Raw genomic sequence first — 15,068 nt, forward strand, 5'->3', positions numbered from 1 at the left:
CATCGGCCCCGCACCCCCGGCACCCCTGGAGGAACGATGAGCGACTTTCCCGCGTACGCGCCGTCTGAGGAGCATGAGCTGTTGCGGCGGACGGTGCGTGAGCTGGCCGAGGCCAAGATTGCTCCTTTCGCGGCGGAGGTGGATGAGGAGTCGCGGTTCCCGCAGGAGGCGTTGGACGCTCTGGTGGCCAATGGTCTGCATGCGGTGCACGTGCCCGAATCGTACGGGGGTGCGGGGGCGGATGCGTTGGCGACGGTGATCGTGATCGAGGAGGTGGCGCGGGTGTGCGCGTCTTCTTCGTTGATTCCGGCGGTGAACAAGCTGGGGACGGTTCCGGTTCTGCTGGCGGGGTCGCAGGGGTTGCGGGAGCGTTTTCTCGGGCCGGTGGCGCGGGGGGAGGCGATGTTCTCGTATGCGTTGTCGGAGGCGGATGCGGGGTCGGACGCGGCGGGGATGCGGACGCGGGCGGTGCGTGATGGGGATCACTGGGTGCTGGACGGCGCGAAGATGTGGATCACCAATGCGGGGGTGTCGCGGTTCTACACGGTGATGGCGGTGACCGAGCCGGGTGCGGGGGCGCGGGGGATCTCGGCGTTCGTGGTGGATTCCGAGACCGATGCGGGGGTGTCGTTCGGGGCCAGGGAGCGCAAGTTGGGGATCAAGGGGTCGCCGACGCGTCAGGTGGTCCTGGAGGGGGTGCGGGTTCCGGCGGATCGGATGATCGGGGCTGAGGGGACGGGGTTCAAGACGGCGTTGGCGACGTTGGACCATACGCGGATCACGATCGCGGCGCAGGCGTTGGGGATCGCGCAGGGGGCGCTGGATTTCGCGGTGGGGTATGTCAAGCAGCGGCGGCAGTTCGGTCGGGCGGTCGCTGATTTCCAGGGTGTGCAGTTCATGCTGGCCGATATGGCGATGCGGTTGGAGGGTGCGCGGCAGTTGACGTATCACGCGGCGGTGAAGTCCGAGCGGGCGATGGGGGGTGAGCGTGTGCCGGATCTGACGTTCGTGTCGTCGGCGTGCAAGACGCTGGCCTCGGATGTGGCGATGGATGTGACCACTGATGCGGTGCAGTTGCTGGGCGGGTACGGGTACACGCGGGAGTTCCCGGTGGAGCGGATGATGCGCGACGCCAAGATCACCCAGATCTACGAGGGCACCAACCAGATCCAGCGCATGGTCATGGCCCGCCAGCTCCTGAAGTAGCCCCCGGCGGCGACCGGCCCTCGGAGCCGGTTCAGACCGCCGGCAGCCGCACCTCGAACAGCGCGCCGCCGCCGGGGGCCTCGCGCACGGCGAGGTCCCCGCCGTGCGCCAGCACCAGGTCGCGGGCGATGGCCAGCCCGAGACCCGCGCCGCCCTCGTCCCGGCTGCGCGCGTCGTCCAGCCGCACGAACCGCTCGAAGATCCGCTCGTGGTCGGCGGGCGGCACCCCCGGCCCGTCGTCGGCGACCCGCACCACCGCCGTGCCCGCCTCCTCGCCCACCGAGAGCCGGACCGCCGAGCACGCGTGCCGCTGGGCGTTGTCGAGCAGGTTGCCGACCACCCGCGACAGCCGCCCGGGCACGCCCATGACCCGCGGATCGGCCTCGATCGACGCCTGGACGGTGATCCGGTCGCCCGCCGCGCGGCGCTCCAGCTCCTCCCCGACGAGCCCGCCGAGCGCGACGGGCCTGGCCGGCGGACGGTCCCCGGCGTCGATGCGGGCGAGGAGCAGCAGGTCGGCGGCCAGCCGCTGGAGCCGCAGGACGTCCTCGACAAGCCCGCCGACGTCCAGCAGCTCCGGATGCGCGGCGGCGACCTCCAACTGGGTGCGCAGCGAGGCGATGGGACTGCGCAGCTCGTGCGAGGCGTCCGCGACGAACCCGCGCTGCCGCGCCACCGACTCCTCCAGCGCGGCGAGCGTCGCGTTCGTCGTGGCGGCCAGCCCGGCGATCTCGTCCCGCGCCTCCGGCACGGGCACCCGCCGGGCCAGGTCGCCGGAGGAGGTGATCTCGGCCAGCTCCGCCCGGACCGCCTCCACCGGACGCAGCGCCCGCCGCGTGACCAGCCACGTCACCCCCGCGACGACCGCGAGCAGGGGCGGCAGTCCCGCGAGCATCGCCCGGACGGCGGTGCCCACCGCGTCCCGGGCGGCGGCCAGGTCGGCGCCCGCGTAGACGGTCACGGTCTCGTCCCGCGGCGTCGTCACCTCGACCGCCGCGAACCGGTAGTCGGCCGTGCGGTCGTCGACGGTCGCGCGGCCCGTGGAGAACTCCGGGTCGCCGCCCGACACCTCCCCGCGCGCCGGATCGTCGTCATCGCCGTCGTCATCGTCGCCCGACGGGGGCCGCCCGGGCCGCACGCCGGGGGAGCCGGTCCCGTGAATCCGCCGCAGGTCCTCGCTGGCCGCCCGCACCCGGCCCTCCTCGTCCACGACCTGCACGGGCCGGTCCTCCCCGTCCGGCAGGTCGAGCGCCGCGAACGGGGTGCCGGCGGCGAGCTGGGAGGCCACCTCGCGCGCCGCCACCTCCGCCTTGAGGTCGGCCTGCCCGCCGAGGTTCGAGCGCAGCAGCAGCACCACCGCGAGCCCGGCGGCGACGAGCGCGACCGCCACCACGGCGGTCGCGCCCAGGGTCGTCCTGGCGCGGACGGACGCCGGGCGGCGGGCCATCTCAGGCGCCCCCGTCCCGGGCCAGCCGGTATCCGGCGCCGCGCACCGTCGTGATCGACCGGCGCCCGAACGGGAGGTCGAGCTTGCGGCGCAGCGCGCTCACGTACACCTCGACGATGTTGGGGTCACCGTCGTAGGCGAGGTCCCAGACCGCCTCGATGATCTGCGCCTTCGACACGACCCGGCCCGCGTTCGCCGCCAGGTGCTCCAGCACCGCGAACTCCTTGGCGGTCAGCTCCACCTCGGCCTCGCCCCGGTACACGCGCCGCGCCGCCGGGTCGACCCTGAGGTCGCCGAGCACGATGGCGGGCGCCGCGCCCCGCGTCCGGCGGCGCAGCAGCGCGCGGACGCGGGCCACCAGCACCACGTAGGAGAACGGCTTGGTGAGGTAGTCGTCCGCGCCGGTGTCCAGGCCCTCCGCCTCGTCGTACTCGCCGTCCTTGGCGGTCAGCATCAGGATCGGCGTCTCGTCGCCCGCCGCGCGCAGCGCCGCGCACACCCGGTAGCCGTTCATCCCGGGCAGCATGATGTCGAGGAGGATCAGGTCGTACCCGCCGCCGAGCGCCCGGTGCAGCCCCTCGGCTCCGTCGTGGACGGTCTCGACCACGAACCCCTCGGCCGTCAGCCCCCGCGCGAGCGAGGCGGCCAGGCGTCTCTCGTCCTCGACGATCAGCAGGCGCATCCCCACAGCCTGCCAAACCCCACCTGAAGACGGCTTCAGGTTGCTTCAGCGGCGCTACAGGAAAGCCCGGCATCGTCAGGGCGGAAGGTGCGGCCGGAGAGGCCGGCACGACACCCGGAGATGGGAGTTCCGATGAGGTTCGACGCACGGCGCATGGTCGCGGGCCGCGGCCTGCTGGTCACACTGGTCGCCGCGGGCGCGCTCGCCGCCGGCGGAGCCACGGCCGCGATCGCCGCCGCGGACGGCGGCGAGGGCGGCTCGCCGTCCGGCGACAGCCCCGCGCGGACGGCCGTCTCGCTGACGCAGGCCGCGGACACGGCGCTGAGGGCCGTCCCCGGGAAGGTCCAGGAGATCGAGCTGGACGGCGAGCACGGCACGACCGTCTGGGAGGTCGACGTCCTCACCGGTGACGGCGCCGCGCGCAAGGTCGTCATCGACTCCGGCAGCGGCAAGGTCGTGGCCGACCGCCCCGAGAAGCAGGACGAGGACGACAGGGGCGAGGCCGCCGCGCTGCGCAACGCGAAGGCCACCGTGGCGGGCGCGGCGGCCGCGGCGCTCAAGGCCGTTCCCGGCCACGCGACCTCCGTCGGTTTCGACCGCGACGGCGGCAGGGCGGTCTGGGAGGTCGACGTGACCGGTGCCGGCGGGACCGAGCACGAGGTCGTCGTGGACGCCGCGACCGGCAGGGTCGTCGCCGAGGAGGCGGACGACGATGACTGACCTTCGCCCCTGGCGGGAAGGGATCGGCCGAGGGGGTGGCGCATGAGCGAGCAGCGACCCGGGCCCGGCATCGACACGAGCGTCCCGCATGTGGCGCGCATCTGGAACTACTGGCTTGGCGGCAAGGACAACTATCCGGTGGACCGCGAGGTAGGGGACCAGATCCTCGGGATGCTGCCGGACGTCGCGCGCCTGGCCCGGGCCTCCCGGCTCTTCCTGAACCGGGTGGTGTGGCACCTGGCCGCCGAGGCCGGGATCCGCCAGTTCATCGACATCGGCACCGGGCTGCCCACGGTGGACAACACCCACGAGGTCGCCCAGCGCGCCGCCCCCGAGTCGAGGATCGTCTACGTCGACAACGACCCCCTGGTACTGGAGCACGCGAAGGGCCTGCTCACCAGCACGCCCGAGGGGAGCACCGCCTACATCCACGCGGACCTTCGCGACCCGGACGCGATCCTGGAGGCCGCCGCCGAGACGATCGACTTCAGCCGTCCGGTCGCGTTCACGCTGATGGGCATCCTGGAGTTCGTCCCCGACGACGACCAGGCGTACCGGATCGTGCGGCGGCTCATGGACGCGGTGCCCTCCGGCAGCTACTTCGCCATGTACGACGGGACGAACGTCGTGCACGGAGAGGCGTCCGACCGCATCGTGGACGTCTGGAACGCCTCGGGCAACGCGCAGCTCGTCCTGCGGACGCCCGAGGAGATCGGGGGCTTCTTCGACGGTCTGGTACTCGTGGAGCCCGGCATCGTCCCGGTGACGCACTGGCGGCCGGACGCGGCCGAGCCGGAGGCCGTGGACGCCTACGGCGCCGTAGGCCGCAAGCCCTAGAAGACGCCAGGCCAGCTGGAACAGGACGCGATGACCGGGAACGAGTTCGTCTACACGACCTACATCAAGACCACGCCGGAGCGACTCTGGGAGGCGCTCACCGACCCGGCCTTCACCCGCCGCTACTGGGGCGTCGCCTTCGAGACCGACTGGAGGCCCGGATCCGCCGTCACCTGGCACGAGGAGGGCGCGACGACGTCCGACCCCGAGCAGGTCGTCCTCGAAGCCGAGCCGGGCCGGCGCCTCGCCTACACCTGGCACACCTTCACGCCCGAGTGGGCGCGGTCCACCGGCGTGGACGAGGAGACCCGCGCCCGGCTCCTGCGGGAACCCCGCTCCGCGGTGGCGTTCGAGCTCGAACCCGTCGGGGAGGCGGTGAGGCTGACCGTCGTCCACCAGAGCGGCGAGGTGCTGCTCGGCATGTCCCGGCACGGCTGGCCGCACGTCCTGTCCGGCCTCAAGACGCTTCTGGAGACCGGCGCTCCCCTCCCCACCCCGTAGCCGGTCGCGCGTTCACCGGCGCCCCGGCCCGGGCACCGTCCCGCTGTACTTTCGGAACGGTCCACCACCGGTTGCCCGCTCACATGCGCATGCTGCTGCCGCCGGACTCCTCTTCGCCGTCGGTGGTGTGCTCCAGCTCCAGGTACTCGTCGTCGGGCCAGAGCTCGTCGGCCACGAAGGCGAGGTACTCCTCGTCGCCCGGGTCCAGCTCGGCGGTCATGGACTCCGGGTGGCCGGGAGGGCCGGCGGCGGGCGCAGGGGGCGGGACGGTGCGCAGCGCCTCGGGGGCGGGATGCCGCGGCTCCGGGGCGGGCCGCGGCGGTTCCGGGGCGGGGCGCGGCGGCATGGGGTGGAGGATGTTCGGTAGAAAGAGGCCGAACAGGGCGACCAGGGACGCGAGGACCAGGACTGTGACCACACCACACCGTCCTTCCGCGGTCGAGTTCCGCATGATTGTTGCGTAAGTAGCAAAACAGTTGAACGCTACCGGGATCGCCCGCCGGATGGGAGTCCGACAGGCGAATCGATGGAGACGAACCGTGCATGGCGTCTCATGCGGTCGCCCGCGCGAGCGGGCGAGGTTCACCTGGGATCGCCTCGCCCTGTCGATCGCCTCTCCAAGGCTGCGCGCGATCCTCGCGCGGGGGCGCCACGACACGCGGGCTTTCGTCGCGCGCTGCCAGGGTTTGGCACGCGGGTTGGAGTCCGGTGGTGGTCGCCTCACGAAGGCGGGGAAAGGTGGTCTCGGCATGGGCCGGGGCCGGGAGAGCGTCACCGAGCCCGGCGGCCGCCGGAGTGGTGCGGCGGCGGTGGCCCGAGGGGAGTGGAGGATCTCGGCTCCCGGGCGGAGGGACGGCGCGGTCGAGGACGAGCAGCGGTTCATCGCTGACGTGGGGGACCTGCGGCAGATGGCCGTTTCCGCGGAGGGCCAGAGGCGTCCGCACGGCGTGCCCGCGGCGTCCCGGGCGGCGGGAGCTCGCCCGGCGTCGGGGACGACCGGCACATGATCGGACGATCGTGCCGGGACGGGGCGTGGGCTCTAGGCGGCGGTGGTGGGGCGGTGCGGGGCGATGACGCGCCCGTCGGGAAGGAGCTCGCCGGTGTCGTCGAAGACGACGACGCCGTTGCACAGAAGGTTCCACCCCTGCTCGGGGTGGGCGGCGATGATGCGCGCGGCCTCGCGGTCGAGGTCGTCCGGCTGCGGACAGGGCGGCTCGTGCTGGCAGATGGTGTGGTGTTCGGCGGTCACAGGGTTCCTCCACAGGTGTCCCACGTGATTAGGGACATATTGCAGCCTGCCGCGCCGCGTCCGAAATATGCAAGTGGATGGCGAGATTTTTACCCTCGGCCACGTGTGAACACCCCGAAGCTCGGGCAATCAGGGGCGATTCACCGCAAGATGCCCCCGTCCGGTTCACCGCCGTGGTCCACGTCCAGGCCGACGACGGCCGTGCAGTCCGTGCAGATCCATTCGGCGACGACCGCCTCGGAGTTGGTGCCGTGCGTCCGGTAGGGGCGCTCGACGGCGCGGCGCCGCATGCCGTGGCCGCAGGAGGAGTGCAGGAGCCTGCCGCACGCGGGGCACGGCCAGACGTCCTCGCGGCGCAGGTCGCACCGGGGGCACAGCGGCGACTCGTAGTGGGCCGCCGGCTCGCCGAACTCCAGCTCGATCCGCCACTCGTGCTCCAGGTCGAGGTACTCGTCCGCCGGCCAGTGGTGGTCGGCCAGCCAGGCGAGGTACTCCTCGTCCCCCGGGTCGAGGACGGCCGTCAGCGACTCGGGGTGCCGATCGTTCGATCGGTCGCGGAACCTGCCGCGCCGCGCGGTGGCCAGGAGCGTCAGCAGGCCCACGAGCGCGGCCGCGGCCAGGCCTGTCGCCAGGGGCATCGCGGCGTCCTCAGATGATCTTGTGGCGGGAAAGTCCGATCATGAATGCACTTCACAAAGCGCTGCGAACGCTACAAGAAAGGCACAACAACGGAAAAGTCGATCGAAAAGATCATTTTACCTGGATCATGACCGGGCTCGGGTCCGAAACCGGGGGCGAGGCCGTCCGTAACCGCGCAGCCTGCGGGAATCGGGCCTCCGAGCCTCCTCCGCCGGCGGCCGCCGGCGGAACCGGTTTCACTCTCCGCTGAATCCGCTGATCAGTCCTTCCGGCCGAGCACCGCGACCATCTGGGTGTGCAGCGGGTGCTCCAGCGGCCCGGCGGGCCCGGCGGGCCGCCATTCGGTCACGTGGGCCACCCCCGGTTCCAGGATCGTGAGGCCCTCCATGAACCGCTCGACCTCGGAGGAGTGCCGGAAGTAGGACCCGCCGAGCCCCGACTGCAGGATGCGCTTGGCCTCCTCGACGCGCGGGTCGTCACCCGAGTCGTGCAGGTGGGTGAGCACGACGTGGCTGCCGGACGCCAGGAACGGGAGCAGCTCCCGGACGACCCCGGCCGGGTCGCGCTCGTCCGGTACGTGGTGGATGATCGCGGCCAGCACGATGCCCACCGGGCGCGACAGGTCGAGCAGCCTGGTCAGCGCGGGGTCGGTGAAGATCTTCTCAGGCTCGTACAGGTCGCCCTGGATGAACGTCGCGACGCCGGTCTCGGTCAGCAGGGCCCGCCCGTGCGCCAGCACGATCGGGTCGTTGTCGACGTACACCACCCGCGAGTCCGGGTTGGCCGCCCGGGCGAACTGGTGCACGTTGGACGACGTGGGCAGCCCCGACCCGATGTCGACGAACTGGTCGATCCCGAGATCGCGGGCCATGTAGGTCACCGCTCGCTCGATGGCGACCCGGTTGCCCTGGGCCACGACGGGGGCCTCCGGCACGAGCTGCATCACCATGTCGGCCACCTCGCGGTCGGCGGCGAAGTTGTCCTTGCCGCCGAGGAAGTAGTCGTACACGCGCGCGAAGGTGGGCGTGGAGGGGTCGATGCCCGGAGGTGCGTTCTCGGGGAGGTCGTCGGCCACGCGCGCGGCTCCTTCTGTTGTGCGCCCTGATCCCCTGAACGGGCGACGGCGGTGATCCAACAGTAGGACGGATCCCCTTCCCCGTCCGGGCTTTCGGCGCGGTCGGGGTGCGGTTTTCCGCAGGGCAGGGGGTGCGGCACGCGGCCGGACCGCCCGGCGGTGCGCTCCATGGCGGCGCGGCGCCCCGGTTCCTAGCGTCGTGTACATGATCGAGACGATGTACGCGGCGTCCGGGAGCGGGCCCGCGGGGGGTGTCGCGGGGTGGGCGACGGACCTGATGGACAAGCTGGGCGCGCCCGGGGCGGGGCTGGCGATCGCGCTGGAGAACCTGTTCCCGCCCCTGCCGAGCGAAGTGATCCTCCCCCTGGCGGGGTTCGCCTCCGCGCAGGGCCGGATGAGCCTGGTGGCGGCGCTGGCGTGGACGACGGCCGGCAGCGTGGCCGGGGCGCTGGCCCTGTACGGGATCGGCGCGCTGATCGGACGGGACCGGATCCGCGCGCTGGTGGCGCGGCTGCCGCTGCTCAAGCTCGACGACCTGGACCGGACGGAGGCGTGGTTCGCCCGGCACGGCGCCAAGGCCGTGTTCTTCGGCCGGATGATCCCGATCTTCCGCAGCCTGATCTCCGTCCCGGCCGGGGTGGAGCGGATGAGGATGGCGACGTTCCTGCTCTACACCGCCCTCGGCAGCCTGCTGTGGAACACGGTGTTCGTGCTGGCCGGGTACGGGCTCGGGGACAACTGGCGGACGGTGGAGGAGTACGTCGGCGTCTACTCCAAGGCCGTGGTCGTGCTGGTCGGGCTTGCGGCGCTGGCGTTCGTCGCCGTACGTATCGTGAAGTCGCGCAGGTCCGCGCGGCGCCCGGGGCCGGGGGTGCACCGAGCGGAGGCGAGAGGGTCGTCGAGTGGAGGCGAGAGAACTCGAACGTGATCGCAACTTTTGAGGTGCCGCGCGGCGGCCCGCGCGCGGCGGCGCGGGCCGCGGCGGGCCTGCTGCTCGGCGCGGTCACGGCCGGGGCGGAACTGGTGCTGCTGGCGGTGGCGGCGGTCCTGATGGCGTACTCGATGGCGTTCTCGCGCGGGCGCCGGAAGGTGCCCGCGGCCGTCGCGGACGGCGCCGAACTCCTGGCCGAGCTGGAGCTCTGGAGGCTCCGGGCGTTCCTCGGCGAGGACCGGGCCGTCCGGTACGGCCCGTTGAAGGCGCTCGCCTACCTCGTACTGCGGGTGCCGGTAGGGCTGCTCGGCGGCGTGATCCTGCTGCTGCTCGCCTACGGGGCGGCGGCCGCGGTCCGGCTGGCGGTGGGCTGGTGGATCACCGGCGACCACATGGACGACATCCCGCCGACCTGGTGGATCGTCCTCTACACGGCCGTCGCGGGCGTGGTGCTGCTCTTCCTCGCCGTCCAGGGCCTGGTCGGGGTCGCGGCGATGGAGCGGAGCGTGGCCAGGCGCTGCCTCGGGCCGAGCCCGCTGGAGGAGTACGAGCGCCGCATCGCGCAGCTGTCGGTGACGCGGGCGCAGGTGGTGGACGCGGTGGACGACGAGCGCCGCCGCATCGAGCGCGACCTGCACGACGGCGTCCAGCAGCGGCTCGTGGCGCTCGGCATGCTGATCGGGCGGGCCCGCCGCGCCGGCGACGACGAGCGGGCGGCCGAGCTGCTGAGGCAGGCGCACGAGGAGTCGCAGCGGGCGCTCGCGGACCTGCGGGAGGTCACCTGGCGGGTCTACCCGGCGGCGCTGGACGGCGAGGGGCTGCGGGCGGCGCTGGAGACCGTGGCCGAGCGGTCCGCGCTGCCGGTGGCGATCGAGTACGACGTCCCCGGCCGGCCCCCGCACGCGGTCGAGACCGCGGCGTACTTCGTCGTCTGCGAGGCCGTCACCAACGCCGCGAAGCACTCCGGTGCCGCGTCGGTGCGGGTGGCCGTGGCGGGATCGGCGACAATGATCGGCGTGCGCATCGAGGACGACGGGGGCGGGGGAGCCGACCCGGGCGGCGGCGGGCTCGCCGGGCTGGCCCGCCGGGTGGCCGCGCTGGACGGGACGTTCGCCGTGGACAGCCCGCGCGGCGGCCCGACCGTGATCACCGCGGAGTTGCCGTGCGGGTGATGCTGGCCGAGGACTCCACGCTGCTGCGCGAGGGCCTGGTGCGGCTGCTCGCCGAGGAGGGCCACCGGGTGGAGGCGGCGGTCGGCGACGGCGACGCGCTGATCGCGGCGGTGGCCGCCGGCCCGCCCGACGTCGTGGTCGTCGACGTCCGGATGCCGCCCAGCCACACCGACGAGGGCCTGCGCGCCGCCCTGGAGATCCGGCGGCGCTGGCCGGACGTCGGGGTGCTCGTCCTGTCGCAGTACGTGGAGAAGCGCTACGCCGCCGAGCTGATCATCGCGGACACCGCGGGCGTCGGCTACCTGCTGAAGGACCGGGTCGCGCAGGTCGACGAGTTCCTCGACGCACTGGAGCGCGTCGGCGGGGGCGGCGCCGCGTTCGACCCGGAGGTGGTGCGCCGGCTGCTGGCCGCGCACGGCGCGCAGGGCGACCCGCTGGCGCGCCTCACCCCGCGCGAGCGGGACGTCCTCGACACGATGGCGCAGGGGCACACCAACGCCTCGATCGCCGCCCACCTCCACATCTCCCAGAGCGCCGTCGAGAAGCACGTCAACGCGATCTTCGACAAGCTCGACCTGTCGCACGCGACCGGGTACAGCCGCCGCGTCCTGGCCGTCCTGCGGTACCTGGGCTCCTGACGGCGGCGCCTACCCGATCCCCTCGGCGATCCGCAGCGCCATCGCCATGATGGTGAGCTGCGGGTTCACCTCGGGGCAGGTCGGCAGGACCGACGCGTCGGCCACGTGCACGCCCCGGACGCCGCGCAGCCGCCCGGACGGGTCCACCGGCGCCCTCGCCGCGTCGGCGCCGAGCCGCGCCGTCCCGGTCGGGTGGAACCCGGCCAGGTGCAGGTCGCCGGCGGACGCCATCGCCACGGCGTGCGTGAGCTCGGCCTCGTCGCGGGCGACCGGGCGGCGGGGCAGGCCGGTGAGGACCTCCTCGGCGCCCGCCGCGAACAGGATCCGGCCCATCGCGACGAGCGCCCGGCGCAGCCGTGCCGCGTCCTCCCGGGCCAGGTCGTAGCGGACGAGCGCGCGGTGCCGGGCGCCGTGCACGCGGCCGGACGGGGCGTCGGCGATCATCGCGCCGAGCACGGCGAGGCGGTCGGCGCCCTCCAGCGCGCGGCGCAGCGCCCGTCCCGCGCCCGGCAGGGGGAACGAGCTCATGCCGGGCGGGCTGGCGGTCGCCTCGATGAGGATCCCGTCCGCGTGCAGCTCCTCGACGCCGACACTCTGCATCACCCCTGACCAGGAAACGACCGGCTCGGCGAACCTCCCGGCGATGTTCGTCGCGGGGTGGACGGCCATACCGCGTCCCAACCCGGGATGCGAGCCGATGCCCGACCGCCTCAGAAGCAGCGGCGTCTCCAGGGCGCCGGCCGTGACGACGACGCGGGGCGAGAGGACCTCGAAGGCCGTTCCGTCCGGGCGCCGCGCGCGCACACCGGTGGCGGTGCCGCGCTCGACGAGGATCCGTTCGACCCGGGCCCGGGAGACGATCTGCGCTCCCGCCTCGCAGGCCTGGGGGAGCGCGTTCAGATGGACGCCGTACTTGGCGTTGTGCGGGCAACCGGCGGCGCACTGCCCGCTGCCCACGCAGTCGGGAGCGTTGCGGCGCAGCGGCCCCGCGCGCCAGCCGAGCCGCTCGGCGCCCTTCAGCGCGAGCAGGCCGTTGCGGCCGAGGGGCCCGATCGGCTGCGGTGCGACCCTCAACGTGGCCTCGACCTCGTCGAGGTGGTCGCCGAAGTCCCCGACCGGGACGCCCAGCCCCGCCCACCGGCGCAGGACGCGGTCCGGCGTCCGGTAGCAGGTCCCGCTGTTGACGACGGTCGTCCCGCCGACCGCGCGGCCCTGGGGCAGCAGCACCGGCGGGCGGCCGAACGCGACGGTGGAGCCGCCGTCCCGGTACAGGTCGAGGAACCGGTCGAGGGGCGGGCGGTCGCGGAACTCGGCGACGGTGAACCTCCGCCCCTCCTCCAGGACCACCACCGACATGCCGCGCCGGGCGAGGGTCCGCGCCGCCATCGCGCCGCCGGCGCCCGACCCGATCACGACGGCGTCGGCGGTCGAGCACGCCGGCCAGCCCTCCGACGGCGTGCAGTCCAGCGGCGCGTCGGGGCGCGGGTCGCCGGCCGGCCGGGGGAGCGGCAGCAGCTCGGTGCCGGCGGCGAGCAGCAGGGGGATCTTCAGCGCCTCCACGAGCCGCGCCGCCGGCTCGCGGGAGGTCAGCAGGGCGCAGAACGCGTCGCGGCGGTCGGCGTCCAGGCCGTCCAGCGGGTGTCCGGTGGCGAGCCGGGACAGCGCGTCCAGCGTGCCCGCGCCGGCGCGCAGGCCGAGCCGCGCGGGCGCCGGGAGCGCCCGGCCGACGGCCTCCGCGCGGGCGGACACCCGCGCCAGGTCGCCGGGGTCCTCGATGCCGAGCAGCGCCGCGACCGTTCCGGTCATCGCGCTCATCGCAGCCCCACCTCCGCGTGCCCGGTGCCGTCCAGCCGCCATTCGCGCTCGGTCTCCCAGCCGCGCCCCGCCCGCCGGGCCAACACGATCCGGACGTCGGCGCGCTCGGAGTTGTGGCAGACGGCCGGGGCGCCGTCCGGGTCGGCGTAGTCGACGGAGACGGTCTCCCGGGGCGGCAGCGTCACCCGCACGTGCACGCGCCGGTCGCCGATGCGGCCGTGGACCGTCCAGGCCGGCAGGCCGATGTCGGCGCGCAACCGCATCGCCGCGAGCAGCGGGTCGCCGGAGGCCAGGTCGGTGCCGTCGACCCGGAGCCGGACGAACGGCAGCGGAGGGAGCCGGTCCATCCCCGGACGCGTCGACACCGCCGCCACGATCTCGCACACGTCGCCGCCGCCGAGATCGGCGTGCAGCCACGCCCAGCGGCGCGCGTTCCCGTGGCCGTAGATGCGGGCGGACGCTCCGGGCGCGGCCTCCAGTTCGAGGACGCGGTCGCCGAACCGCACCACGCCGTCGTACGTCGCGGCCGGCCTCGGGACGATCTGCGCGGCGGGAAGGAGCTCCGACTCCCACGCCCAGCGCGGGAACGTGTACAGGGGCCGGCCGCCACCCGACTCGCGCAGGTCCCAGGTGACGGTCCCGGCCGTGCCGGTGAGCCGCCCGTCGGCCTGCTCGACGGGCCCGGCGGCGAACGCCGCGTCCTCCGGCGGGCTCCACCGCTCCGGGCCGAACCGCGCGAGCACCGGCGCCTCGCCGGGCGGGAAGACGGCGGCCCAGCCGTGCGCCCGCGCTGTGCCCGCGTCCGCCGCGCCCTTGGCCGGCGCGACCAGTTCGTGGTGGAGCCAGACGCCCGTCCCTGTCACCGGGTCGGTCAGCGTCGTGTACCAGACCTCCAGCCGCCCCGGCTGTCCGCGCCAGCGCGACCGCAGGGGGTCGGGCCCGGGGAAACGGAAGCCGCCGAGGAAGCGGACGAGATCGCGGCGCAGGTCGAAGCGCAGCCGAGCCTCACCGACCACGGCCCCGTCCTCGTCGGTCACCGTGAGCGGCAGGAGCGTCATCGACCGGACGGGGCGCCGCGGGCTGACGGTCTTCCAGCCGTCCAGGCGCAGCCGCCGCCCGTCGCCGGCGGTGAAGCCCAGCGTGTAGCGGATCCGGCGCGCCGCGACGGGCGCCACCCGCAGCCGTCCGGACGCCCCCGGGTCGTCCGCCCAGTCCGGCACACGGACGCGTCCGGTCAGCGCCCCCTCCACATCGCCCCAGGGACGCAGCACGCCCGGCAGGTCGGCGGCCAGCTCCAGCCGCATCGGACGGTCGCGGTCCTCTCCGGCGAGCCGCAGCGACCCCTCCATCACCTCGCCGAAGACCGTGCGCCGCGCGCTCATCGCGAGCCCCGCATGATCGACTCGGTCTCGGTGAAGTACGCGCCCGCCGCCTCGCGCGCCCGCGCGGCGTCGCCGTCGCACAGGGCCTCGACCAGGGGCGCGAGCCGGTCCGCGGCCGCCGCCGGGTCGGCGAAGGCGTGCGTGAAGGCCTCCCGGACGGCGAGGTAGGCGTTCAGCAGGGCGTTGACCATGAACCCGTAGACCCGGTTGCCGGTGGCCGCCGCGATGACCCGGTGGACCTCGCACTCGGCCAGCTGGGCCTCGTCGCCTCCGGCGGCGTCCCCGACCCGCGCGGCCAGCTCCCGCAACCGGGCCCGCTGCTCGCCGGTGGCGTGGACCGCCGCCTTGGCCGCGACCTGCGCGCCGACCTCGCGCCGCACCTCGAAGATCTCCGCCATCCAGGCCGTCCCGACGGTGCTGACCAGCATCGGCAGCAGTTCGGGCCCGCCCAGCCGCTCGTAGTCGCGGACCCGCGTCCCCACGCCGTGCCGCGTCTCCAGCAGGCCGGCCTGCGCGAGCCGGACGATCGCGTGCTTCAGCGACGTCCGGGTGACCGCGTAGCCGGCGGCCAGGTCCCGCTCCGGCGGCAGGTAGGAGCCGGGCGGGTAGCGGCCGCCGAGCACGTCGTCGCGCAGCCGGTCGACGAGCGCGTCGACGACCGTGTCGCGGGGGATCGGGGAGGACGGCACCGGTAACCTCCAGAGGCTGAGTGGATGAGCCACTGGACCACGCGCGCGGCCCAGCCGTCAAGACCGTGGCAGGGTGGGGGCATCA

General features: G+C 74.1%; 16 protein-coding genes. 7 read left to right on the forward strand and 9 right to left on the reverse strand.

Translation table 11 applies throughout. The features are described from left to right. The first annotated feature begins 36 nt into the window (after positions 1–36). The gene (locus tag BJ999_RS15945) at positions 37–1,206 is read left to right on the forward strand and encodes an acyl-CoA dehydrogenase family protein (protein ID WP_179834029.1); all 1,170 of its coding nucleotides are present in this window, start codon (positions 37–39) and stop codon (positions 1,204–1,206) included. 31 nt (positions 1,207–1,237) lie between these two features. Here BJ999_RS15945 and BJ999_RS15950 read toward each other — a convergent pair whose 3' ends face one another. Next, entirely contained in the window at positions 1,238–2,653 is a 1,416-nt protein-coding gene (locus tag BJ999_RS15950; RefSeq protein WP_179834030.1) for a sensor histidine kinase, read from the reverse strand. A 1-nt stretch (position 2,654) separates the two neighbouring features. Continuing rightward, a complete protein-coding gene (locus tag BJ999_RS15955; protein WP_179834031.1) occupies positions 2,655–3,335 on the reverse strand; it encodes a response regulator transcription factor in 681 nt (226 codons plus the stop codon). Between the two features lie 132 nt (positions 3,336–3,467). Here BJ999_RS15955 and BJ999_RS15960 point away from each other — a divergent pair, with 132 nt between their 5' ends. Genes BJ999_RS15960 through BJ999_RS15970 form a run of 3 tightly spaced genes read left to right on the forward strand, consistent with a single transcriptional unit; the run spans position 3,468 to position 5,393 of the window. Next, the gene (locus BJ999_RS15960; protein WP_179834032.1) at positions 3,468–4,055 is read left to right on the forward strand and encodes a PepSY domain-containing protein; all 588 of its coding nucleotides are present in this window, start codon (positions 3,468–3,470) and stop codon (positions 4,053–4,055) included. 42 nt (positions 4,056–4,097) lie between these two features. Then, a complete protein-coding gene (locus BJ999_RS15965; protein ID WP_179834033.1) occupies positions 4,098–4,892 on the forward strand; it encodes an SAM-dependent methyltransferase in 795 nt (264 codons plus the stop codon). A gap of 30 nt (positions 4,893–4,922) precedes the next feature. Next, positions 4,923–5,393, forward strand: a complete 471-nt coding sequence (locus tag BJ999_RS15970; protein WP_179834034.1) for an SRPBCC family protein — start codon at positions 4,923–4,925, stop codon at positions 5,391–5,393. Between the two features lie 79 nt (positions 5,394–5,472). Here the strand turns inward: BJ999_RS15970 and BJ999_RS15975 are convergent, their stop codons facing one another. The 4 genes from BJ999_RS15975 to BJ999_RS15990 all read right to left on the reverse strand — a co-directional run bounded on the left by BJ999_RS15975 (position 5,473) and on the right by BJ999_RS15990 (position 8,356). Continuing rightward, positions 5,473–5,811, reverse strand: coding sequence for a hypothetical protein (locus tag BJ999_RS15975; protein ID WP_229810469.1), 339 nt, complete (start codon positions 5,809–5,811; stop codon positions 5,473–5,475). 621 nt (positions 5,812–6,432) lie between these two features. Continuing rightward, entirely contained in the window at positions 6,433–6,621 is a 189-nt protein-coding gene (locus BJ999_RS15980; protein ID WP_179838579.1) for a DUF5999 family protein, read from the reverse strand. Positions 6,622–6,782: 161 nt separating this feature from the next. Next, the gene (locus BJ999_RS15985) at positions 6,783–7,280 is read right to left on the reverse strand and encodes a hypothetical protein (RefSeq protein WP_179834035.1); all 498 of its coding nucleotides are present in this window, start codon (positions 7,278–7,280) and stop codon (positions 6,783–6,785) included. A 260-nt stretch (positions 7,281–7,540) separates the two neighbouring features. Continuing rightward, the gene (locus tag BJ999_RS15990) at positions 7,541–8,356 is read right to left on the reverse strand and encodes an SAM-dependent methyltransferase (protein WP_229810468.1); all 816 of its coding nucleotides are present in this window, start codon (positions 8,354–8,356) and stop codon (positions 7,541–7,543) included. A 205-nt stretch (positions 8,357–8,561) separates the two neighbouring features. Here BJ999_RS15990 and BJ999_RS15995 point away from each other — a divergent pair, with 205 nt between their 5' ends. Genes BJ999_RS15995 through BJ999_RS16005 form a run of 3 tightly spaced genes read left to right on the forward strand, consistent with a single transcriptional unit; the run spans position 8,562 to position 11,097 of the window. After that, positions 8,562–9,284, forward strand: a complete 723-nt coding sequence (locus BJ999_RS15995) for a DedA family protein (RefSeq protein ID WP_229810467.1) — start codon at positions 8,562–8,564, stop codon at positions 9,282–9,284. Then, positions 9,281–10,459: a sensor histidine kinase gene (locus tag BJ999_RS16000; protein WP_229810466.1), complete on the forward strand. Its 1,179-nt coding sequence runs from the start codon at positions 9,281–9,283 to the stop codon at positions 10,457–10,459. Before BJ999_RS15995 ends, BJ999_RS16000 begins: the two co-directional genes overlap by 4 nt. Next, positions 10,450–11,097 (forward strand): response regulator, encoded by a 648-nt coding sequence (locus BJ999_RS16005; RefSeq protein ID WP_179834037.1) that lies wholly within the window; start codon positions 10,450–10,452, stop codon positions 11,095–11,097. The genes BJ999_RS16000 and BJ999_RS16005 overlap by 10 nt, the downstream gene beginning before the upstream one ends. Positions 11,098–11,106: 9 nt before the next feature. Here BJ999_RS16005 and BJ999_RS16010 read toward each other — a convergent pair whose 3' ends face one another. The 3 genes from BJ999_RS16010 to BJ999_RS16020 are packed head-to-tail and all read right to left on the reverse strand — an operon-like array spanning position 11,107 to position 14,983. Then, the gene (locus BJ999_RS16010; protein ID WP_179834038.1) at positions 11,107–12,912 is read right to left on the reverse strand and encodes a GMC family oxidoreductase; all 1,806 of its coding nucleotides are present in this window, start codon (positions 12,910–12,912) and stop codon (positions 11,107–11,109) included. After that, entirely contained in the window at positions 12,909–14,294 is a 1,386-nt protein-coding gene (locus BJ999_RS16015) for a hypothetical protein (protein ID WP_218935078.1), read from the reverse strand. Before BJ999_RS16015 ends, BJ999_RS16010 begins: the two co-directional genes overlap by 4 nt. After that, positions 14,291–14,983, reverse strand: coding sequence for a FadR/GntR family transcriptional regulator (locus tag BJ999_RS16020; RefSeq protein ID WP_179834039.1), 693 nt, complete (start codon positions 14,981–14,983; stop codon positions 14,291–14,293). Before BJ999_RS16020 ends, BJ999_RS16015 begins: the two co-directional genes overlap by 4 nt. Positions 14,984–15,068: the final 85 nt, after the last annotated feature.

The sequence above is a fragment of the Actinomadura citrea genome (genome assembly GCF_013409045.1).
Taxonomy (GTDB): Bacteria; Actinomycetota; Actinomycetes; order Streptosporangiales; family Streptosporangiaceae; genus Spirillospora; species Spirillospora citrea.